The organism is Bradyrhizobium sp. ORS 375 (genome assembly GCF_000239775.1).
Lineage (GTDB): Bacteria > Pseudomonadota > Alphaproteobacteria > Rhizobiales > Xanthobacteraceae > Bradyrhizobium.
This window is the reverse complement of record NZ_CAFI01000037.1, coordinates 15,176-31,060: the sequence shown is the minus strand read 5'-3', so window position 1 is coordinate 31,060 and position 15,885 is coordinate 15,176. Positions and strand designations below refer to the sequence as shown.

The 15,885-nt window shown below is 63.1% G+C and carries 12 protein-coding genes; 6 read left to right on the top strand and 6 right to left on the bottom strand.

From position 1 onward, the window contains the following. Positions 1-103: 103 nt before the first annotated feature. Positions 104-2,968: an ATP-binding protein gene (locus BRAO375_RS03290; protein WP_009026033.1), complete on the top strand. Its 2,865-nt coding sequence runs from the start codon at positions 104-106 to the stop codon at positions 2,966-2,968. 52 nt (positions 2,969-3,020) lie between these two features. Here the strand turns inward: BRAO375_RS03290 and BRAO375_RS03285 are convergent, their stop codons facing one another. After that, positions 3,021-3,689: a sensor histidine kinase gene (locus tag BRAO375_RS03285; RefSeq protein ID WP_009026032.1), complete on the bottom strand. Its 669-nt coding sequence runs from the start codon at positions 3,687-3,689 to the stop codon at positions 3,021-3,023. A gap of 195 nt (positions 3,690-3,884) precedes the next feature. On the opposite strand from BRAO375_RS03285, the gene BRAO375_RS03280 reads away from it, so the two are divergent. The 5 genes from BRAO375_RS03280 to BRAO375_RS37855 all read left to right on the top strand — a co-directional run bounded on the left by BRAO375_RS03280 (position 3,885) and on the right by BRAO375_RS37855 (position 11,423). After that, entirely contained in the window at positions 3,885-6,725 is a 2,841-nt protein-coding gene (locus tag BRAO375_RS03280; RefSeq protein WP_009026031.1) for an ATP-binding protein, read from the top strand. Between the two features lie 119 nt (positions 6,726-6,844). After that, complete coding sequence (locus BRAO375_RS03275) at positions 6,845-7,549, top strand: hypothetical protein (protein WP_009026030.1); 705 nt, start codon at positions 6,845-6,847, stop codon at positions 7,547-7,549. A 195-nt stretch (positions 7,550-7,744) separates the two neighbouring features. Next, positions 7,745-8,797: an alpha/beta fold hydrolase gene (locus BRAO375_RS03270; RefSeq protein ID WP_009026029.1), complete on the top strand. Its 1,053-nt coding sequence runs from the start codon at positions 7,745-7,747 to the stop codon at positions 8,795-8,797. A 158-nt stretch (positions 8,798-8,955) separates the two neighbouring features. Continuing rightward, on the top strand, positions 8,956-10,716 hold the full coding sequence (locus BRAO375_RS03265) for an MOSC and FAD-binding oxidoreductase domain-containing protein (RefSeq protein WP_009026028.1): 1,761 nt from the start codon (positions 8,956-8,958) through the stop codon (positions 10,714-10,716). A gap of 557 nt (positions 10,717-11,273) precedes the next feature. Then, a complete protein-coding gene (locus BRAO375_RS37855; RefSeq protein ID WP_009026026.1) occupies positions 11,274-11,423 on the top strand; it encodes a hypothetical protein in 150 nt (49 codons plus the stop codon). A gap of 190 nt (positions 11,424-11,613) precedes the next feature. Here the strand turns inward: BRAO375_RS37855 and BRAO375_RS03255 are convergent, their stop codons facing one another. The 5 genes from BRAO375_RS03255 to BRAO375_RS03235 form a co-directional block, all read right to left on the bottom strand. Then, positions 11,614-12,045 (bottom strand): DUF6130 family protein, encoded by a 432-nt coding sequence (locus BRAO375_RS03255; protein WP_009026025.1) that lies wholly within the window; start codon positions 12,043-12,045, stop codon positions 11,614-11,616. Positions 12,046-12,166: 121 nt separating this feature from the next. Continuing rightward, complete coding sequence (locus BRAO375_RS03250) at positions 12,167-13,150, bottom strand: alpha/beta fold hydrolase (protein WP_009026024.1); 984 nt, start codon at positions 13,148-13,150, stop codon at positions 12,167-12,169. A 309-nt stretch (positions 13,151-13,459) separates the two neighbouring features. Then, positions 13,460-13,972 (bottom strand): cytochrome P460 family protein, encoded by a 513-nt coding sequence (locus BRAO375_RS03245; protein WP_035638717.1) that lies wholly within the window; start codon positions 13,970-13,972, stop codon positions 13,460-13,462. 22 nt (positions 13,973-13,994) lie between these two features. Then, positions 13,995-14,969: an alpha/beta fold hydrolase gene (locus BRAO375_RS03240; RefSeq protein ID WP_009026022.1), complete on the bottom strand. Its 975-nt coding sequence runs from the start codon at positions 14,967-14,969 to the stop codon at positions 13,995-13,997. A gap of 86 nt (positions 14,970-15,055) precedes the next feature. After that, on the bottom strand, positions 15,056-15,877 hold the full coding sequence (locus tag BRAO375_RS03235) for an alpha/beta fold hydrolase (protein WP_009026020.1): 822 nt from the start codon (positions 15,875-15,877) through the stop codon (positions 15,056-15,058). Positions 15,878-15,885: the final 8 nt, after the last annotated feature.

The following is a 15,885-nucleotide window of genomic DNA, read 5'->3' as shown; positions in this document are numbered from 1 at the left end:
AGCTTTGGAAGGCCTGTCCCGACCGCGGCACATCTGGCGCCGACGCGGGTTCCGGCCTAAAGTTCAAACCAGTTCCAAAAGCGCGAAGAAGGGCCACGCAACAATGCTGCCGCCGGCGCAGAGGCAGGACACGATTTCGTTCGGTTCGTTTGAACTGATCGTCAGCGAGAGGCAGCTGACCAGACACGGAGTCCGGCTGGAACTCGGGGCGCGGGCCTTTGAGATCTTGGTGACGCTGCTGTCGCGTCCCAACGAGATCATCGATAAGGCCGAGCTGATAGCAAAGGTCTGGCCCGGCATCGCGGTCGAAGAGGGAAGCCTGCGCGTTCACGTCGCGGCCCTGCGCAAGGTGCTCGGCGACGGAAAGAACGGCGCGCGCTACATCTCGACGACACCCGGGCGAGGCTACAGCTTTGTCGCAGCGGTCGCGCGGACGCCCCGTCCGGCTAGCAAACAGCCTCACGCCCTCTCCGACGGTTCGCCGGCGTTTGTTCAGTACGATCTGCCCAACCGGCTGAGCACGATGGTCGATCGCGAGGAGGACGTCGAAAGGCTGTCGAGCCAGCTCTACGCCAAGCGGTTTGTGACCATCATAGGCTCTGGCGGCATTGGCAAGACCACCGTCGCGTTGGCAACTGCTCATCAACTCCGCGCCGCCTTCAACGGCGCAGTCCTCTTCGTCGATCTGGGAATGCTGAGCGATCCCAATCTCGTCGCCACCAGCGTCGCCTCCACGCTCGGCATGGCCGTACAAAGCCAGAACGTCATGTCCAGCCTGGTTGCCCATCTCAAGGACAAGTCTCTTCTGCTCGTTCTCGATACCTGCGAGCACCTGATCGCAGCGGTCGCAATGCTCGCTGCGGCGATCTTCAACAATGCGCCGCAGGTCCACATTCTCGCAACCAGCCGTGAAGCGCTCCGCGTCGAGGGCGAGCATGTCTACCGGCTGGACCCGCTTGCCTTTCCTGTCGACGACCGGGAAATCCTGTCGGCCGACACGTTCCGGACGTTTCCGGCCACCCGGCTGTTCGTCGAACGCGCGGCGGCCAGCGGCGCTGATCTGACGTTGAACGATTCCGATGCTGCCATCATCGCACGCATCTGCCGCAAGCTCGAAGGGGTCGCGCTTGCGATCGAGCTCGCCGCACGCCGCGTCGATGTCTACGGCTTGAACGCGACGGAGGCCCTTCTCGATGAGCAGCTGTCGCAAGTGTGGTCGGGCCCCCGTACGGCGCCACGACGGCAGCGGACGCTCCAGGCGACACTCGACTGGAGCTACGGCCTGCTCTCCGAAAACGAGCGTATGGTGCTTCGCCGGCTTGCAATCTTCGTTGGGCACTTCACGCTAGACGCCGCACTGGCCGTCGCGACCGGCGACGGACTCGATCAGGCCGACGTGTTCGCGGCGATCGACGGCCTCGTCGCCAAATCGATGGTTGCGACCCGTCCGCTCGGCGCCGTCATGCGATATCGCCTGCTTGACACCACGCGCACCTACGCGCTCGACCGGGCGGCCGACGACCCCGAGGCCTCGGAGCTGGCGGTTCGCCATGCCTGCTATCATAGGGACTGGCTCAAGCGAGCCGGCTCCGAATGGTCCAGCCTCATGTCTGGGGCAGAACGGGCTCCTTATCTTGCCGCCGTCAGCAATGTTCGCTCCGCGCTGGAATGGTGCTTCGGGCCGAACGGCGACCGGCGAACCGGCGTCGAACTCGCGGCCGCCGCCGTGCCGGTCCTGCTGGCCATGTCATTGCTGCCTGAGTGCCATCATTGGACGACACGGGCCTTGGCCGCCGGCCAGGCGGCCAGCCGATCGGAGCAGATGCATCTGCAGGCTGGCCTCGGCATTTCGTCCATGCATCTTTACGGGGAGAACGAGCACGCACATGCTGCCCTGAACCGTAGCCTAGCGATCGCGCAGGAAGAGCATGACGGCCCCAATGAAGCAGGTCTACTCGGCATGCTCCACATGTTCCACTTCCGGGGCGGCAACTTCAACGTTGCGCTATCCTTTGCGCGGCGGTGCCGCACGGTTGCCGAAGATGTCGACGACCCGGCAGCCCTTGCGCTCGCACATTCCATCCTGGGCCGATCCCTGCTGATGATGGGAGACCTGAGTGGCGCGCGCGAAGAACTCGAAGAGCTGTTCAAGAACTGGTCGCCGTCCCAACAGAGCAGCACCATCTATCTTGTCCATGACAGGCATTACCGGGCCGGCATCGCCTTAGCCCGCACGCTGTGGCTACAGGGCCATCCGGCCCAGGCCGAGCAACGCGTCCATGAGTTCGTCGATGGGGCGCGGCAGATGGATCATCCGGCCTCTGTGACCGTCCTGCTCGCGTGGTCCGCATCGATCTTCCTGTGGACCGGAGACCTGCGCAATGCCGAACGGCACATCGATGCCTCGATCACCATGGCCGAGTCGAACTCGCTCGGTCCGCTCGCAGCTGTCGGGCGTGCGCGCAAGGCGCAGCTTGCCATTCGGAAAGGCGACGCCGTGGAGGGCGTTGCGAGCCTGCGTGCATCCCTCGCAGTTATCCACGCCGTGCGCTACGAGCTCATTACCACCGAGTTCGACATCTCGCTGGCACAAGGCCTCGCAGCGACAGGCCGAATCGACGCGGCGATCGCGCACCTCGATGAGACGATCCTGCGTGTTGGTCGTTCTGGCGACACCTGCTACAAGCCGGAATTGCTTCGGGTGAAGGCAGGATTGCTTCTGTCGATGGTCCAGCCGCGCGTTGAGGCGGGCCAAGCCTGTCTCGAGGAGTCCCTGGCGCTGAGTCACAGTCAGGGTGCGCGAGGCTGGGAATTGCGCGCAGCGCATGATCTTGCGGTGGTGTTGGCCGGCAAAGGTCAGCGGAGGGCCGCGCACCAGATGCTCCGGCCGGTGTTTGACAGGTTTGACGAGGGATTTGATACTGTCGATCTGCTTGCCGCAAAGCGGCTGCTCGCTGCTTTGTCGTGATGGAGTCCGAGGCAACCAGCCCCGCCGTCCGCAAAAATCCAGCACACCGACGTTAATCGGCGAGGGCTGACATCGCAATGGTCACGCGCGTGCCGTCTTGTCCGGTCTCGCCGTGCATCCGAGCCTGGATGCTTCGCGCCAGGCCTTCAAGAATGCGGCTCCCGGTGCCCTGAAGCGGGCCGGTCGCACCGATCCCGTTGTCGGTCACCGTACAGAGCCAGCAGCCGTCGCGCTGGAGCACGTCGATGCGGATCAGGGCATCATTCCTGGTCGGAAAGGCATGCTTGGCTGCATTGGTGATCAGCTCGGTCAGCATCAGAGCGAGCCGGTGACATTGTGATGCGGGCAGCATGCCGTCCTCAATGGCGGCTTCACAACGGATCCCCGCAGGCTCCAGAATTGCCTCGGACACTGCCCCGCAAAGTGCCTCGAAGAAAGTCGCAACGTTGACGGCCGGAAGACGCTCGTCATTCGACAAGAATTGATAGAGCCTGCCGAAGGCGACGAGGCGCCGCTCGAACCGGTCCACGGCAGCCGACACTTCGCCGGGCCTCGCCCGCGTCAGATCGCGGCGGACTGACGCACCGAGCAGCGTCAGCGTGTTCTTCATTCGGTGATGCGATTCCCGCAGCACCAAGTCCCAGTCGGCCTGGTCGCCGAAATTGGCGGCCAGACCAGATTGAATGATATCGTCGTTCGGACGAGTTCCAATGCCGGGCATCGCAGCCTCCCCGCTGATGATGGGCCTGGCGTCACAATGGCGGAGACCTGCGATATTTGCTCGTTAGACGTTGCAAGATTTTGTTATGCTTGTTGCAGCGACGGCGACGCCGTAGGCTGGGAAGGCTGCTGGACTGATGGTCCAGTTGGAAAAACAATACGCAAATGAACAAGACATTCGACGGACGAAAAGTGCGTGGCAGATAGTGACAACCAGGATTCGGCCGTCGCTTTCGGGCCATTCCGGCTGTTTCCGAAATCGCGGCTGCTGGAGAAGGACGGCGCCCCGCTTCACCTAGGCGGCCGCGCGCTCGACATTCTGGTCTGTCTTGCCGAACGGGCCGGTGAAGTCGTTGACAAGCGCGAGCTCGTCAAGCGGGTGTGGGCCAACGTGAATGTCGACGAGGGCAGCCTGCGGTTTCATATCGCCGCTCTGCGCAAGGCGCTTGGGGCGGGCAATGAAGGCTCCCGCTACGTCGTCAACGTGCCTGGACGCGGCTATTGCTTAGCTGTGCCACTGTCGCGGCTTGCGCTCCCGGAGGGACCGAGCGAGATGGCCTCGTCGCTCCGCCTTCTTCCGGCGCCCCTCGCCAGGATGATTGGGCGGGACGATGCGGTTGAAAAGATCACGTCCGAGCTCTCCCTTCATCGGTTCGTCACAATCGTCGGTCCGGGCGGCATCGGCAAGACCTCGGTCGCTCTGGCCGTCGCGCATCGCCAGCTTGCTGCATTCGATGGCCAAGTCAGCTTCGTCGATTTCGGCGCGGTGAGTGATGCGAGCCTGGTGGCCGGCAGCATCGTCAGCGCGCTTGGCCTGACCGTCAATTCCGAGGATCCGATACCGGGACTGGTGATGTTCCTGCGCAGCCGGCCAATGCTGCTGGTGTTCGACAGCTGCGAGCACCTCCTCGACGAGCTCGCGCCATTGACCGAGCGCTTGGTTCGCGAGGCACCGAACCTGCACGTCATGGCAACGAGCCGGGAATCCCTCCGATCGGAGGGCGAGCGCGTCTATCGGCTGTTCCCGCTGGATTGTCCGCCTGAACGAGACGGACTTGGCGTCGCCGATATTCTCGCCTATCCCGCGAGCCAGCTCTTTGTCGAGCGAATTGCCGAGAGCCTTAGCGAATTCGAGCTGAGCCATGACGATGCGCCTCTCGTTGCCGAGATATGCCGGCGTCTCGACGGCATTGCCCTGGCGATCGAACTCGCCGCGGGTCGGGTCAACGCCTACGGAATTGCCGGAACAGCCGAGCTTCTCGACAGCCGCTTCTCGCTGTCGTGGCGCGGGCGACGCACCGCGATCCCCCGGCATCAGACACTGAGCGCGGCGCTCGGCTGGAGCTACGACCTGTTGCCGGCGAGCGAAAGCGCCATGCTGCGCGGCATGTCGGTATTCGTCGGCCCGTTCACGCTCGAGGCCGCGCTTGCCGTCGCATCATGCCAGGGCATCAGCGAGCCGGAGGCGATGGAGGCGATTTCGAACCTGCTCTCCAAATCCCTGATCGCGACCTCTCCTGCCCAGCGGACGCTCCGCTATCGACTGCTCGATACCACCCGCGCCTTCGTGGCGGAAAAGCTCGTGGAGAGCGGGGAAGCGCCGCGGGTCGCACGCGCTCACGCCGAGTATTTCCGCAGCTTCCTGCGCGATATCTCCCTGAAGTCGAACGGCTTGCAGAGCGCAGGTGGATTTCTGCCCTACGCAGATCACCTGTCCAACGTGCGGGCCGCGCTGGCCTGGAGCTTCTCAGAGGAAGGTGACCGCGTCATCGGTATCGATCTGGCCGCTTCGGCGGCGCAGTTCTTTCTCGAGCTGACGCTGCTGACGGAATGCTACCGTTGGACTCAGCAGGCGCTCGCGTCGCACGCCACGACCTCTGCCGACGCGCGGCTGGAGATGACGCTGCAGGCCGCGCTCGGCGTCTCCGTGATGTTCACGCAGGGCAATACCGAAGCGGTCCAGTCGGCCTTCGCACGAAGCCTGCAGCTCGCCAGGGAGCTCGACGACCTGCACTGGCAGCTATGGCTGTTGCGCGGATTGCACATCTACCTGACACGCGTCGGAGATTTTCACGGAGCGCTCCGAATCGGCGAGCAGGGCGAGAGCGTCGCAAGCAGACTGAACGACCCGACGAGCACGCTGAACGTCGAATGGATGCTTGGCGTGGCGCATCACCTGATCGGCAATCAGGACAAGGCCGTTCAGTTTTGTGAAAGCGCGATGGTTCACAACTCGAACGCGCAGCGCCTGAACATTGGGCATCTCGGCTATGACGACCGCATCGTCGCGCTGGTCGCGCTCGCGCGCGGCCTTTGGCTCACCGGCCGGCCGGATCGCGCCATTGAGGCGGCCCGCTACACGGTTCGCGAGGCCGAGCAGCTCGAACAGCCCCTGACGCTGGGCATTGCGCTGATCTGGACGATCTACGTGTTTCTGTGGGTCGGCGACTGCGCTAGCGCCCAGAGCATGATCGAGCGGCTGATCGACCATGCCGCGCGGCATTTCCTCGGCCCTTACCACGCGGTAGGCATTGGTCAGAAGGGACTGCTTCTCCTGCAGCGCGGCGACGTCGACGGCGGCATTGAGCACCTGCGCCGCAGCCAGGCCATCTTGTATGCGACGCGGCACCGGATCATGACCACCGTCTTCGCGACGGCGCTCGCGGAGGGTCTGGCGTCGCAAAACAGGCCCGAAGACGCTCTGGGCACGGTCGACGAGGCCATTGCCCAGATCGGCGACCACGGCGAGTCCTTCGACATGCCGGAGATGCTGCGGGTCCGGGCGGACATCCTCGCCCAATTGGGACGCGACGCGGAGGCCGAGACCTGCCTCGCGAGCTCACTCGCCCTGTCGCGCCGGCAATGCGCCCTCGCCTGGGAACTACGCGGAGCGATAAGCCTTGGCCGCATCTGGCAGCGGACCGGACGCGCCGGCGAGGCAAGCCGCATGTTGGCCCCGCTCGTGGCGCAATATCAGGAAGGGATCGCGAGCCGCGATCTGGTCCGAGCGCGAGATTTTCTCGGCGGCGTCGGTTGAACGCATCATCGTGAGCCATCGCCCGCGGCGAGCCCCTTGCAACTCCTAACAATTTCTAACACGCCAAGCTGTCCGCGCCCCGCCATGGTGAATCCGCTCGCAGGTGGATACGACAAGACATGGCTCTTCTTGACGATGTAATCGACGCGAATGGCGGCATCGCACGCTGGAACAGCCTGAGCCGGTTCACACTGCATCTTTCCGCTGCAGGGACGCTGTTCTCGAGCGCAGGACATGCCCGCGAATTCAAGGATGTCATTGCGGAGGGATCGACACGAACACAATCGGTCCGTTTCACCGGGATCACCGGCGGTGAGCGATCCGGCTCGTTCCAGCCGGACGCGATCACGATCGAAACCGTCGATGGCGAGGTCTTGCGGACCTGGTGCGCCCCCGAGCTCGTATTTGACACCGGCCCGCAGGTTCTCGCAGACGAACTGCATCTCATCTTCTTCTGCGGCGTCACGATTTGGAGCTATCTGACCACGCCCTTTCTTCTCGCCCGTCCCGACGTTGTTGTCGAGGAACTGCCATCGTGGAACGAAGGCGTCGAGACCTGGCGGCGCCTGCGCGCACAACTGCCGCCCAATCTCATCACCTTCGCGGGCGAGCAGATCTTTTACTTCGACGAGAATGCCCTGCAGCGCCGGACAGATCACGACCTTTTCGGCATGAAGGTCGCCCACTACTCCTGGGCCCATGAGAGCTTCGGAGGCGTCGTGGTGCCGACCCTTCGTCGCTCGCAGCCGCGTCAACCCGATGGAACCGTAAACGCCAAGCCAGTCCTGATCGACGTCGAGATCTTCGACGCGTCGTTCGAATAGCGGCCGCGAGACACGAGCTCAGGAGGCCTGCTCTCAACGTCTAACAGGACATAACGAGCCAACGGCCCGGCTTCGGTGCAAACTTGGTGCAAGCCGCGCTGCAAGGGTCCGCGATTTTTGGGCGGATGGATGGCCACAAGGAGTGACGTCTCCTTCTCCAGGACTTGCGCGAAACAACGAAGACAGGAGAATGCCATGTCTGACAAACTCGATCACGGTCGACGTCGCTTCTTTGGCAGCGCACTCATGACGCTCGCGGCGGCACAGCTTTCGCTCAGCACGACCGTCACTGCCGGGACCGGTGAGTCCGCCAAAGCCGGTATAACCGTCAAGCCGGGAAGCAATACATCATTTGCATCGCTGAAGCAGATCAACGCCGGTCTTCTCGACATCGGCTACGCCGAGGCTGGCCCGGCCGATGGACCGCCCGTCATTCTCCTGCACGGTTGGCCCTATGATATTTACAGCTTCGTTGATGTCGCGCCCATCCTTGCCTCGGCCGGTTATCGCGTGATCGTGCCCTATTTGCGGGGCTACGGCACGACGCGTTTCCTATCCGAGGCGACCCTCCGGAACGGACAGCCGTCGGCCATCGCGACCGACATCATCGCCCTGATGGATGCTCTCAAGATCGACAAGGCGACGGTCGCCGGCTTCGACTGGGGCGCGCGAACTGCCAACATCATGGCGGCGCTGTGGCCCGAGCGCTGCAAGGCCATGGTCTCAGTCAGCGGTTATCTCATCGGCAGCCAGCAAGCCGGGAAGATGCCGTTGCCACCGAAGGCGGAACTTCAGTGGTGGTATCAGTTCTATTTCGCGACCGAACGCGGCCGCGACGGCTATGACAGGTACCGGCGCGAGTTCTCGAAGCTGATCTGGCAGCTGGCCTCACCGCAGTGGCACTTCGATGATGCGACCTTCGAGCGCAGCGCAGCAGCCTTGGACAATCCGGATCACGTCGCGATCGTGATCCACAATTATCGTTGGCGCCTCGGCCTCGTCGAGGGCGAAGCGAAATACGATGACCACGAGCGGCGGCTGGCGCAAGCCCCCGTGATCGGCGTGCCCACGATCACCATGGAAGGCGACGCCAACGGCGCGCCTCATCCCGAGCCGTCCGCCTATGCGAAGATGTTCTCGGGGAAATACGCGCACCGCACCGTCAAGGGCGGCATCGGCCATAACCTGCCGCAGGAGGCTCCCAAGGCCTTTGCCGATGCGATCATCGACGTCGCCGCCGGTGTGTAACCGGCGCAAAAGGTTGGTGCGCGAGCAAAAGGGACAGGCGAAGCCATGCGCAGAACGATCGTGATTGCGATACTGGCCGTCACTATTCTCCTGGCGCTGATCCAGTTCGGTCCGCCGCTGTTGTTCGGATGAACGTAATTGACTCCGGAGAGAAGCTCATGGGACGCGTGCTTTCGGTGAATGTCGGCTTGCCACGCGACATCCCCTGGCAAGGCAAGACGGTCCACACCGGCATTTGGAAGGCGCCGGTGAGCGGACCGCGCAAGGTCCGCCGCCTCAACATCGATGGCGATGGACAGGGAGACCTGGCGGGCCACGGCGGCGAGCACCGGGCCGTGCTGGTGTATCAGCATGAGTCCTACCAATACTGGCAGGAGCAGCTGGGTCGCGCCGACTTCACTTACGGACAGTTCGGAGAGAACCTCACTATCGATGGCTTGCCGGACGCTGAGGTGTGCATTGGAGACCGCTACCGGATCGGAAGCGCTCTGTTCGAGGTGACGCAGCCTCGGGTGACGTGTTACCGGGTCGGCATCCGCATGAACGAGCCGGACATGGCCGCACTGCTGGTGAAGCACGGCAGGCCCGGCTTCTACCTTCGTGTTCTGGAGGAAGGGAACGTCGAAGCCGGTGACGAGATCGCACTGATTGCTTCGGGGCCCGAGCGCATGAGCGTATCCGAGATCGATGCGCTGCTTTATCTGCCCGGCCACCCCCGCGACGAATTGCAGCGCGCGCTGCGCATTCCGGCGCTGAGCATCGGCTGGCGCCGTTCCTTCGAGGCATTGCTCCTCCAGGAGGACGAGCGTGGTCCAGCATCGGGAAACGCCGGGCTGGGTCCGGCATCCGGCCCATCCCCGGCCTGGTCGGGGTTTCGGTCCTTCCGCGTGGACCGCAAAGTGTACGAAAGCGACAACGTGACCTCGCTGCTGCTCGCGCCCGCAGATGGTCGGCCTGTCGCCACCGCCCTTCCGGGACAGTTCGTGGTATTGCGCCTCGGAACGTCGCCCGAGACCGCACTCTCGCGCAGCTATTCGCTGTCGGGACAGCCGAGCGCCGCATTCTATCGCGTCAGCGTCAAGCGAGAGCCGCACGGTGCGGCCGGCACCTACATCGACAAGCACCTCCGTGCCGGCGACCTCGTGCAGGCAAGCGCAGCGCGCGGAAGTTTCACGCTGCGCCCGGGTGACGCGCCCGTCGTTCTCCTCAGTGCCGGAATTGGTGTGACGCCGGTGCTGGCTATGCTCCACGCGCTGTCGGCCGAAGCTTCGACACGAGACGTCTGGTGGTTGCACGGAACTCGAAACGGCCGCGAGCATGCGTTTGCTGCCGAGAGCCGGGAGTTGCTCGCGACGCTTGCGCATCATCACAGTTATATCTGCTACAGCGCGCCCGAAACCGGGGATCGCCTCAAATCGGATTTCGACGCCGAAGGACGGCTGACCACGCAGGCCCTCGCCGAGATCGGCATTCCCCGGGACGGCGACTTCTACATCTGCGGTCCGTCGACCTTCATGCGCGACTTGACGGCAGGCCTCGCGGCACTCGGCGTATCGCCGGAGCGCATTCACACCGAGCTGTTCGGCGCCGGCTCGTCGATTTCACCGGGCATTGCAGCATCGCCGCGCAACGCGCCGCACCTGCCGGCAGGACCGGCCGGCACCGGTCCCATGGTGTCGTTCGCCCGGAGCGGTCTCGATGTTCACTGGGACCCCCGCTTCAGGACGTTGCTGGAGCTCGCGGAGGCCTGTGACGTGCCTGTGCGGTGGTCATGTCGAGCCGGCGTGTGCCACACCTGCGAGACCGGACTGGTGGCCGGGGCGCTCGGCTATCAGCCGGCTCCCGTTGATGCACCGACGGAGGGGAACGTGCTGATCTGCTGCGCCCATCCCAAGGGGGACATCGTGCTCGATCTGTAGTGGCCGCGGCCCGGCCATGCGGCTCTCAATTCCGGGACGGTGATCTCCGGGTCCGGTCTGCGTTTCCTGCTGACGGCTCGCAGGTCCGGCCGATGGTCCGCGGCGGCTCCCAACTGTGTTGTAACGATCGATCGGTGGCCGGCCGGGGGCATGGGCGTCACCTGTGCGCGCAAGAGCGCTCATGCATAGAACGGTCTTCCGGATCGGTGATGTCAGTCGCGGCGGTCACGCTTTGAGGAAATCGCTTCGACGGACATCGCGCAGCAGGCCGCAGCAATTTCGGCACATTCGGGCCAACTCGACGGCCGTTTCGAGCGAGGACTAGCGTCGGGGCCGGAGAGCAACCATACGGTTCGGCTGCCCATGATGCTGGTCCATGCCTGGCCGGGTGATGCCACAATGGTCGCCGCCCGCGAACATTCGCATCAGTTTCTCAAGGCCGGCGCGGAATACTTGAGCTACGTCAAGGCGCAATCTCTCCATTGCCGGAAAGTGCGGCGTCAGCCGAACAGCTGTCGTTCGGAATCCGAGGCGAATGGCCTGGTATCGAGATGACGATGAAGATCCTGGCCGACGCCCTGTCGGCACTCGATGACGTCGAGCGCGATAGCAACAGACTGCGATCCAAAGAACTGCGCGAGGCGATTCAGAAGAAAATCGACGAGCAAAGAGAGGCCATCAAGGCGCTGTGCCGGCTCTACAACTAGCGACCGTCTGCCGAATCGCTGCTTCGCCTCCGAACGGCGCCCCCGACAAGGGCTGATCTCGACGCTGCATGCAATAGGCAGGCGGGTGCGTTTCAAAGTCATCGCATCGACGCGTTCCTGGATCGACCTGCCGCCACCATCTTGAATTCACGCTTAAAGGGAGCAAGGTCGTCCGATGCCTTGGGCGATCTCACCCCGGTACGGTGAACCGCACCGTTTGACTGTCGATCACGCGGTGGGTCGGGTCGGCCAATTCGAACAGGATCCGGTGCGGGCCGGGCGCGAGCCCTACGACGACAACTGTTTCACCGGATGCGTCGATGAAGTGCCAGGTCGCGTCGTCCACCGTGATGTGCACGTGTCCGACCCTCGGCGACACGTCCAAGGCCCCGGTGCCGAAAACAGGCAGCACACGCATATTCTCGGTTCTATATTGGATGAATACCTTTCCCGCTGCGAGAGGTTCGGCAAGCGGTGGATCCACGATCAGCCTGGGAGGCGGTTCATCATCGAAGCCAAGCAGAGCCGACGGACCGCGAACATCGCGGGCCGTTGCGGCACTGCGCGTAACCCGCGGCACGCTGCCGGCGGCCCTGACCTCCGTGTCGAAAGAGTCGTCCATGTTGGGCTTCCTTGCGTCATTTGAATTGATCCAGCGCGCCGAACGGCCGCCTACGTCGGCATCAGCAGGCGCAGTCCCGACTTGGCGCTGCGCCTCCGATGGACTGACACACATGCCTTCGTCAGGACGCCGGCAGTTTCCGTTCGAGGAAGCTGCGGATCAACGGAACTATTTCGTCGGCCTTGTCCTCGAGTGCGAAGTGGCCGCTATCGATCAGATGCAGCTCGGCATCTGGCAGGTCACGTAGATACGGACCCGCGCCATCTGCCGGGAAGATGAAGTCGTTCTTCCCCCAGACGATCAAGGTGGGCGGCTTGCGCTCCCGGAAGTACGCCTGGAATTGCGGATAGAGCGGAACGTTCGACCCGTAGTCAAGGAACAGGTCGAGTTGGATATCCATGTTGCCCGGTCGATCCAGCAAGGTCTGGTCGTGCAGTATATTGTCCGGATCGATCCGGCTGACGTCGCTCATTCCGTCGGTGTACTGGAATTTCGTGGTCTCCGGCTTCATCAGGACTTCAAGCGCTTTGCGGTGAGCCGGTGATCCGTCGGCCCAATAGGCCTTGATCGGATCCCAGAACTTCTTGAGCCCCTCCTCGTAGGCATTGCCGTTCTGGATGATCAGCGCGCTGACCCGTTCCGGATGCTTCAGCGCCAGCCGGTAGCCGACCGGGGCGCCATAGTCCATCACGTACATCGCGTAGCGCTTCACCTCGAGTTTGCCCAGCAGAGCGTCCATCAGATCGGCGAAGTGAGCGAATGTATAGGCGAACGTCTTGTGGTCGGGAGCCGCGCTCTGGCCGAAGCCCGGATAGTCCGGTGCGATCACACGATAGCGGGACGCCAGCTGAGGGATCAGGTTGCGGAACATGTGTGACGACGTTGGAAATCCGTGAAGAAGCAAGATGACCGGAGCATCCGCAGGCCCGGCTTCGCGATAGAAGATGTCGATATCGTCGATCTTTGCCGTCCGATAGTGGGTAACCGGAATCGGGGTATTCTCCGCGGCCTGCGCCGGTCCGGACACCGTCGTCGGGATCGGCGAAAGCGCCGCTACGCTCGCGGCGAGTGCCGCGATCTTCAGATAGCGTGCCAGTCTGGTCATGTCTGCTCCTATGGGGTGTTGCGCCTGTACGACCGCCGACGGACAGCGCGTCTGTCGCGCCATTTGCACTTGCAGGCGATGCCGGAGAGACTACCCGCGATGACCGATCTACTCTTGCCTGCGACTCTTTCCGGTTGTCTATTCTTACCGTCCGTGCGACGGCGAGCTGTTCGGATGATGCGCGCAACGCTTGAGGTGAGCTCAACGGGCCCGAAATTGATGCTCGTCACACCAACGAACTGGACGAAAATCTGGATAGCTCAGGATCATTCCGAGAACGCCGGCGACGCCCTAAGGGGCGATCGAGTCTCAAGGCGCAAGTCGCGTGAAGACGAAGTCGTGGTCTTTGACCCCCACGGCGTGGCAGCCAAAGCAGGTTTGATGTTGAGCCTCATCGACCGGCCGGCCATCGATGAAGCGTCCGAAGCCCCAGCCACCGGTCGAGCGATATCGCTTCGAGTCCTTGACCATGACCTGGACTGTTGTGGCAGGTCCGGGAACGAACGCAGGCTCGAACTCCGTCGACTGAACGTGCTTCCACGCCAGCTTGACCAGGATCGACCCCTCCGGAAACGGCAGCGTTCCGGCCCGATAGGCCTCGATCGCCGTCGCGTTACCGACAATGCCCCGAAGCTCGTCCAACCCGGTTTCGTGCGCCACCCCGACCAACTCCCATTGCCGGTAATCGGGCGGAATTCCAACGCCAAAGATCGGCGACAGCGCAAGCTCCCCGGGGGCCGGGCTGGAGGGCAGGACGACGGGGCACGCAGCCGCCGCAACCAAACTAACGAGCCTTGCTGCCCTATTCATCGCATGTCCCATCGTCGTTCCGCCGATCTTCCAACTACCCAATGAAGGCGAGGAGCTCCGCATTGACGCGATCCTTGTGCGTCGTGCAGAGCCCGTGCGGGGCTCCTTCGACAACGATGAGACGTGCATCGGGAATGATCTTCGACGACAGCAAGGCCGAATCCGAGATCGGCACCATCTGGTCGAACTCGCCATGAAGAACGAGCGTCGGGATGTCGAACTTTTTCAGATCGGCGGTGAAATCGGTCTCTGAGAATGCCGCGATGGAAAAGTATGCGGCTGGAAATCCAGCCATCATTCCCTGCAGCCAGAAAGACGATCGAACGCCCTCCGACACTACGGCGCCTGGTCTGTTGTAGCCATAGAACGGCAGGCTGACGTCCTTGAAGAACTGGGAACGATCCGCGCTCACCTTGGCGCGGACGTCATCGAATGCCATCAACGGAGTTCCAGCTGGATTGGTATCGGATCGCAACATGACGGGCGGAATCGCACTGATGAGTACCGCCTTGCGCAACCGCTCCGTACCATGGCGGCCGATGTAGCGTGCAACTTCGCCACCACCGGAGGAGTGCCCGATGATCACCGCTTTCCGCACGTCCAGCTCGTGCATCAACTCGGCCAAGTCGTCGGCATATGTGTCCATATCGTTGCCGCGCCACGGCTGACTGGACCTGCCGTGTCCCCGACGATCGTGCGCGATGCAGCGGTATCCGCGAGACGCCAAGAAGAACATCTGGTCTTCAAAGGCGTCAGCACTGAGTGGCCAGCCGTGGCTGAAAACGATCGCAGGACCGGCGCCCCAATCGTTGAAATAGATCTCGGTACCGTCTTTGGTCTTGAAGCGGCCTGACCGGGTACGGCCCATGATGCCTGGAGACGGTTGAGACTTGCGGCCGTCATCGGCCGCGGACGCTTTCACGTTCAGCAGCGAGGCGGCGGTCAATGCGGCCGCGCCGCCGAGAACATCGCGCCTCGTCCGTGACCATTCCGAGTTCTTTGTCATCATGACTTCTCCCGCAGTGACATCGTCGCTATTCCTGTTCACTGAACTGACGACTGACCGGCGCCCGTCGGGCGCCGGCGCATCAGCAGCTAGCCCTGAATGAACGAGAGCAGCTCGGCGTTGACGCGATCTTTGAGGGTTGTGCACATTCCATGGGGTGCGCCCTCGTAGACGACGAGCTTCGCGTCCTTGATGATCTTGGACGACAGCAGGGCCGAGGCGCCGATCGGGACAATCTGGTCGTCGTCCCCGTGCAGGACGAGAGTGGGCACGTCGAACCGCTTCAGGTCCTCCGTCAAGTCCGTTTCCGAGAACGCCTTGATGCAGAAGTAGGACGCCGGGAAGCCGGCCATCATGCCCTGCAGCCAGAAAGACTCCCGGACTCCCTCCGAGATCTTCGCTCCGGAACGGTTGTAGCCGTAGAATGGCAGGCTCAGATCGTGAAAGAACTTCGAGCGGTCGGCGGCGACGTTTGCGCGGAGCTCGTCGAACACGGCGATCGGCAGGCCACCGGGGTTCGCTTCGGTCTTGAGCATCAGCGGCGGAATGGCGCCAATCAGAACGGCCTTCGCCACCCGGCCCGTCCCGTGCCGCCCGATGTATCGGGTCACTTCGCCGCCACCGGTGGAATGCCCGACATGGATCACATGCTTCAGATCCAGCTTCTCGACGAGCGTCGCCAAATCGTCAGCATATGTGCTGAGGTCGTTGCCCTGCCAAGGCTGGCTCGAACGGCCATGTCCCCGCCGGTCGAGGGCAATGCACCGATAGCCACGCGAAGCGAGGAAGAACATCTGGTCTTCGAAGGCGTCCGCGCTCAGCGGCCACCCGTGACTGAACACGATCGGCCGGCCCGAGCCCCAATCGTTGTAGTAGATCGTCGTACCGTCCTTCGTCGTGATCGTGCTCATTTGCACCC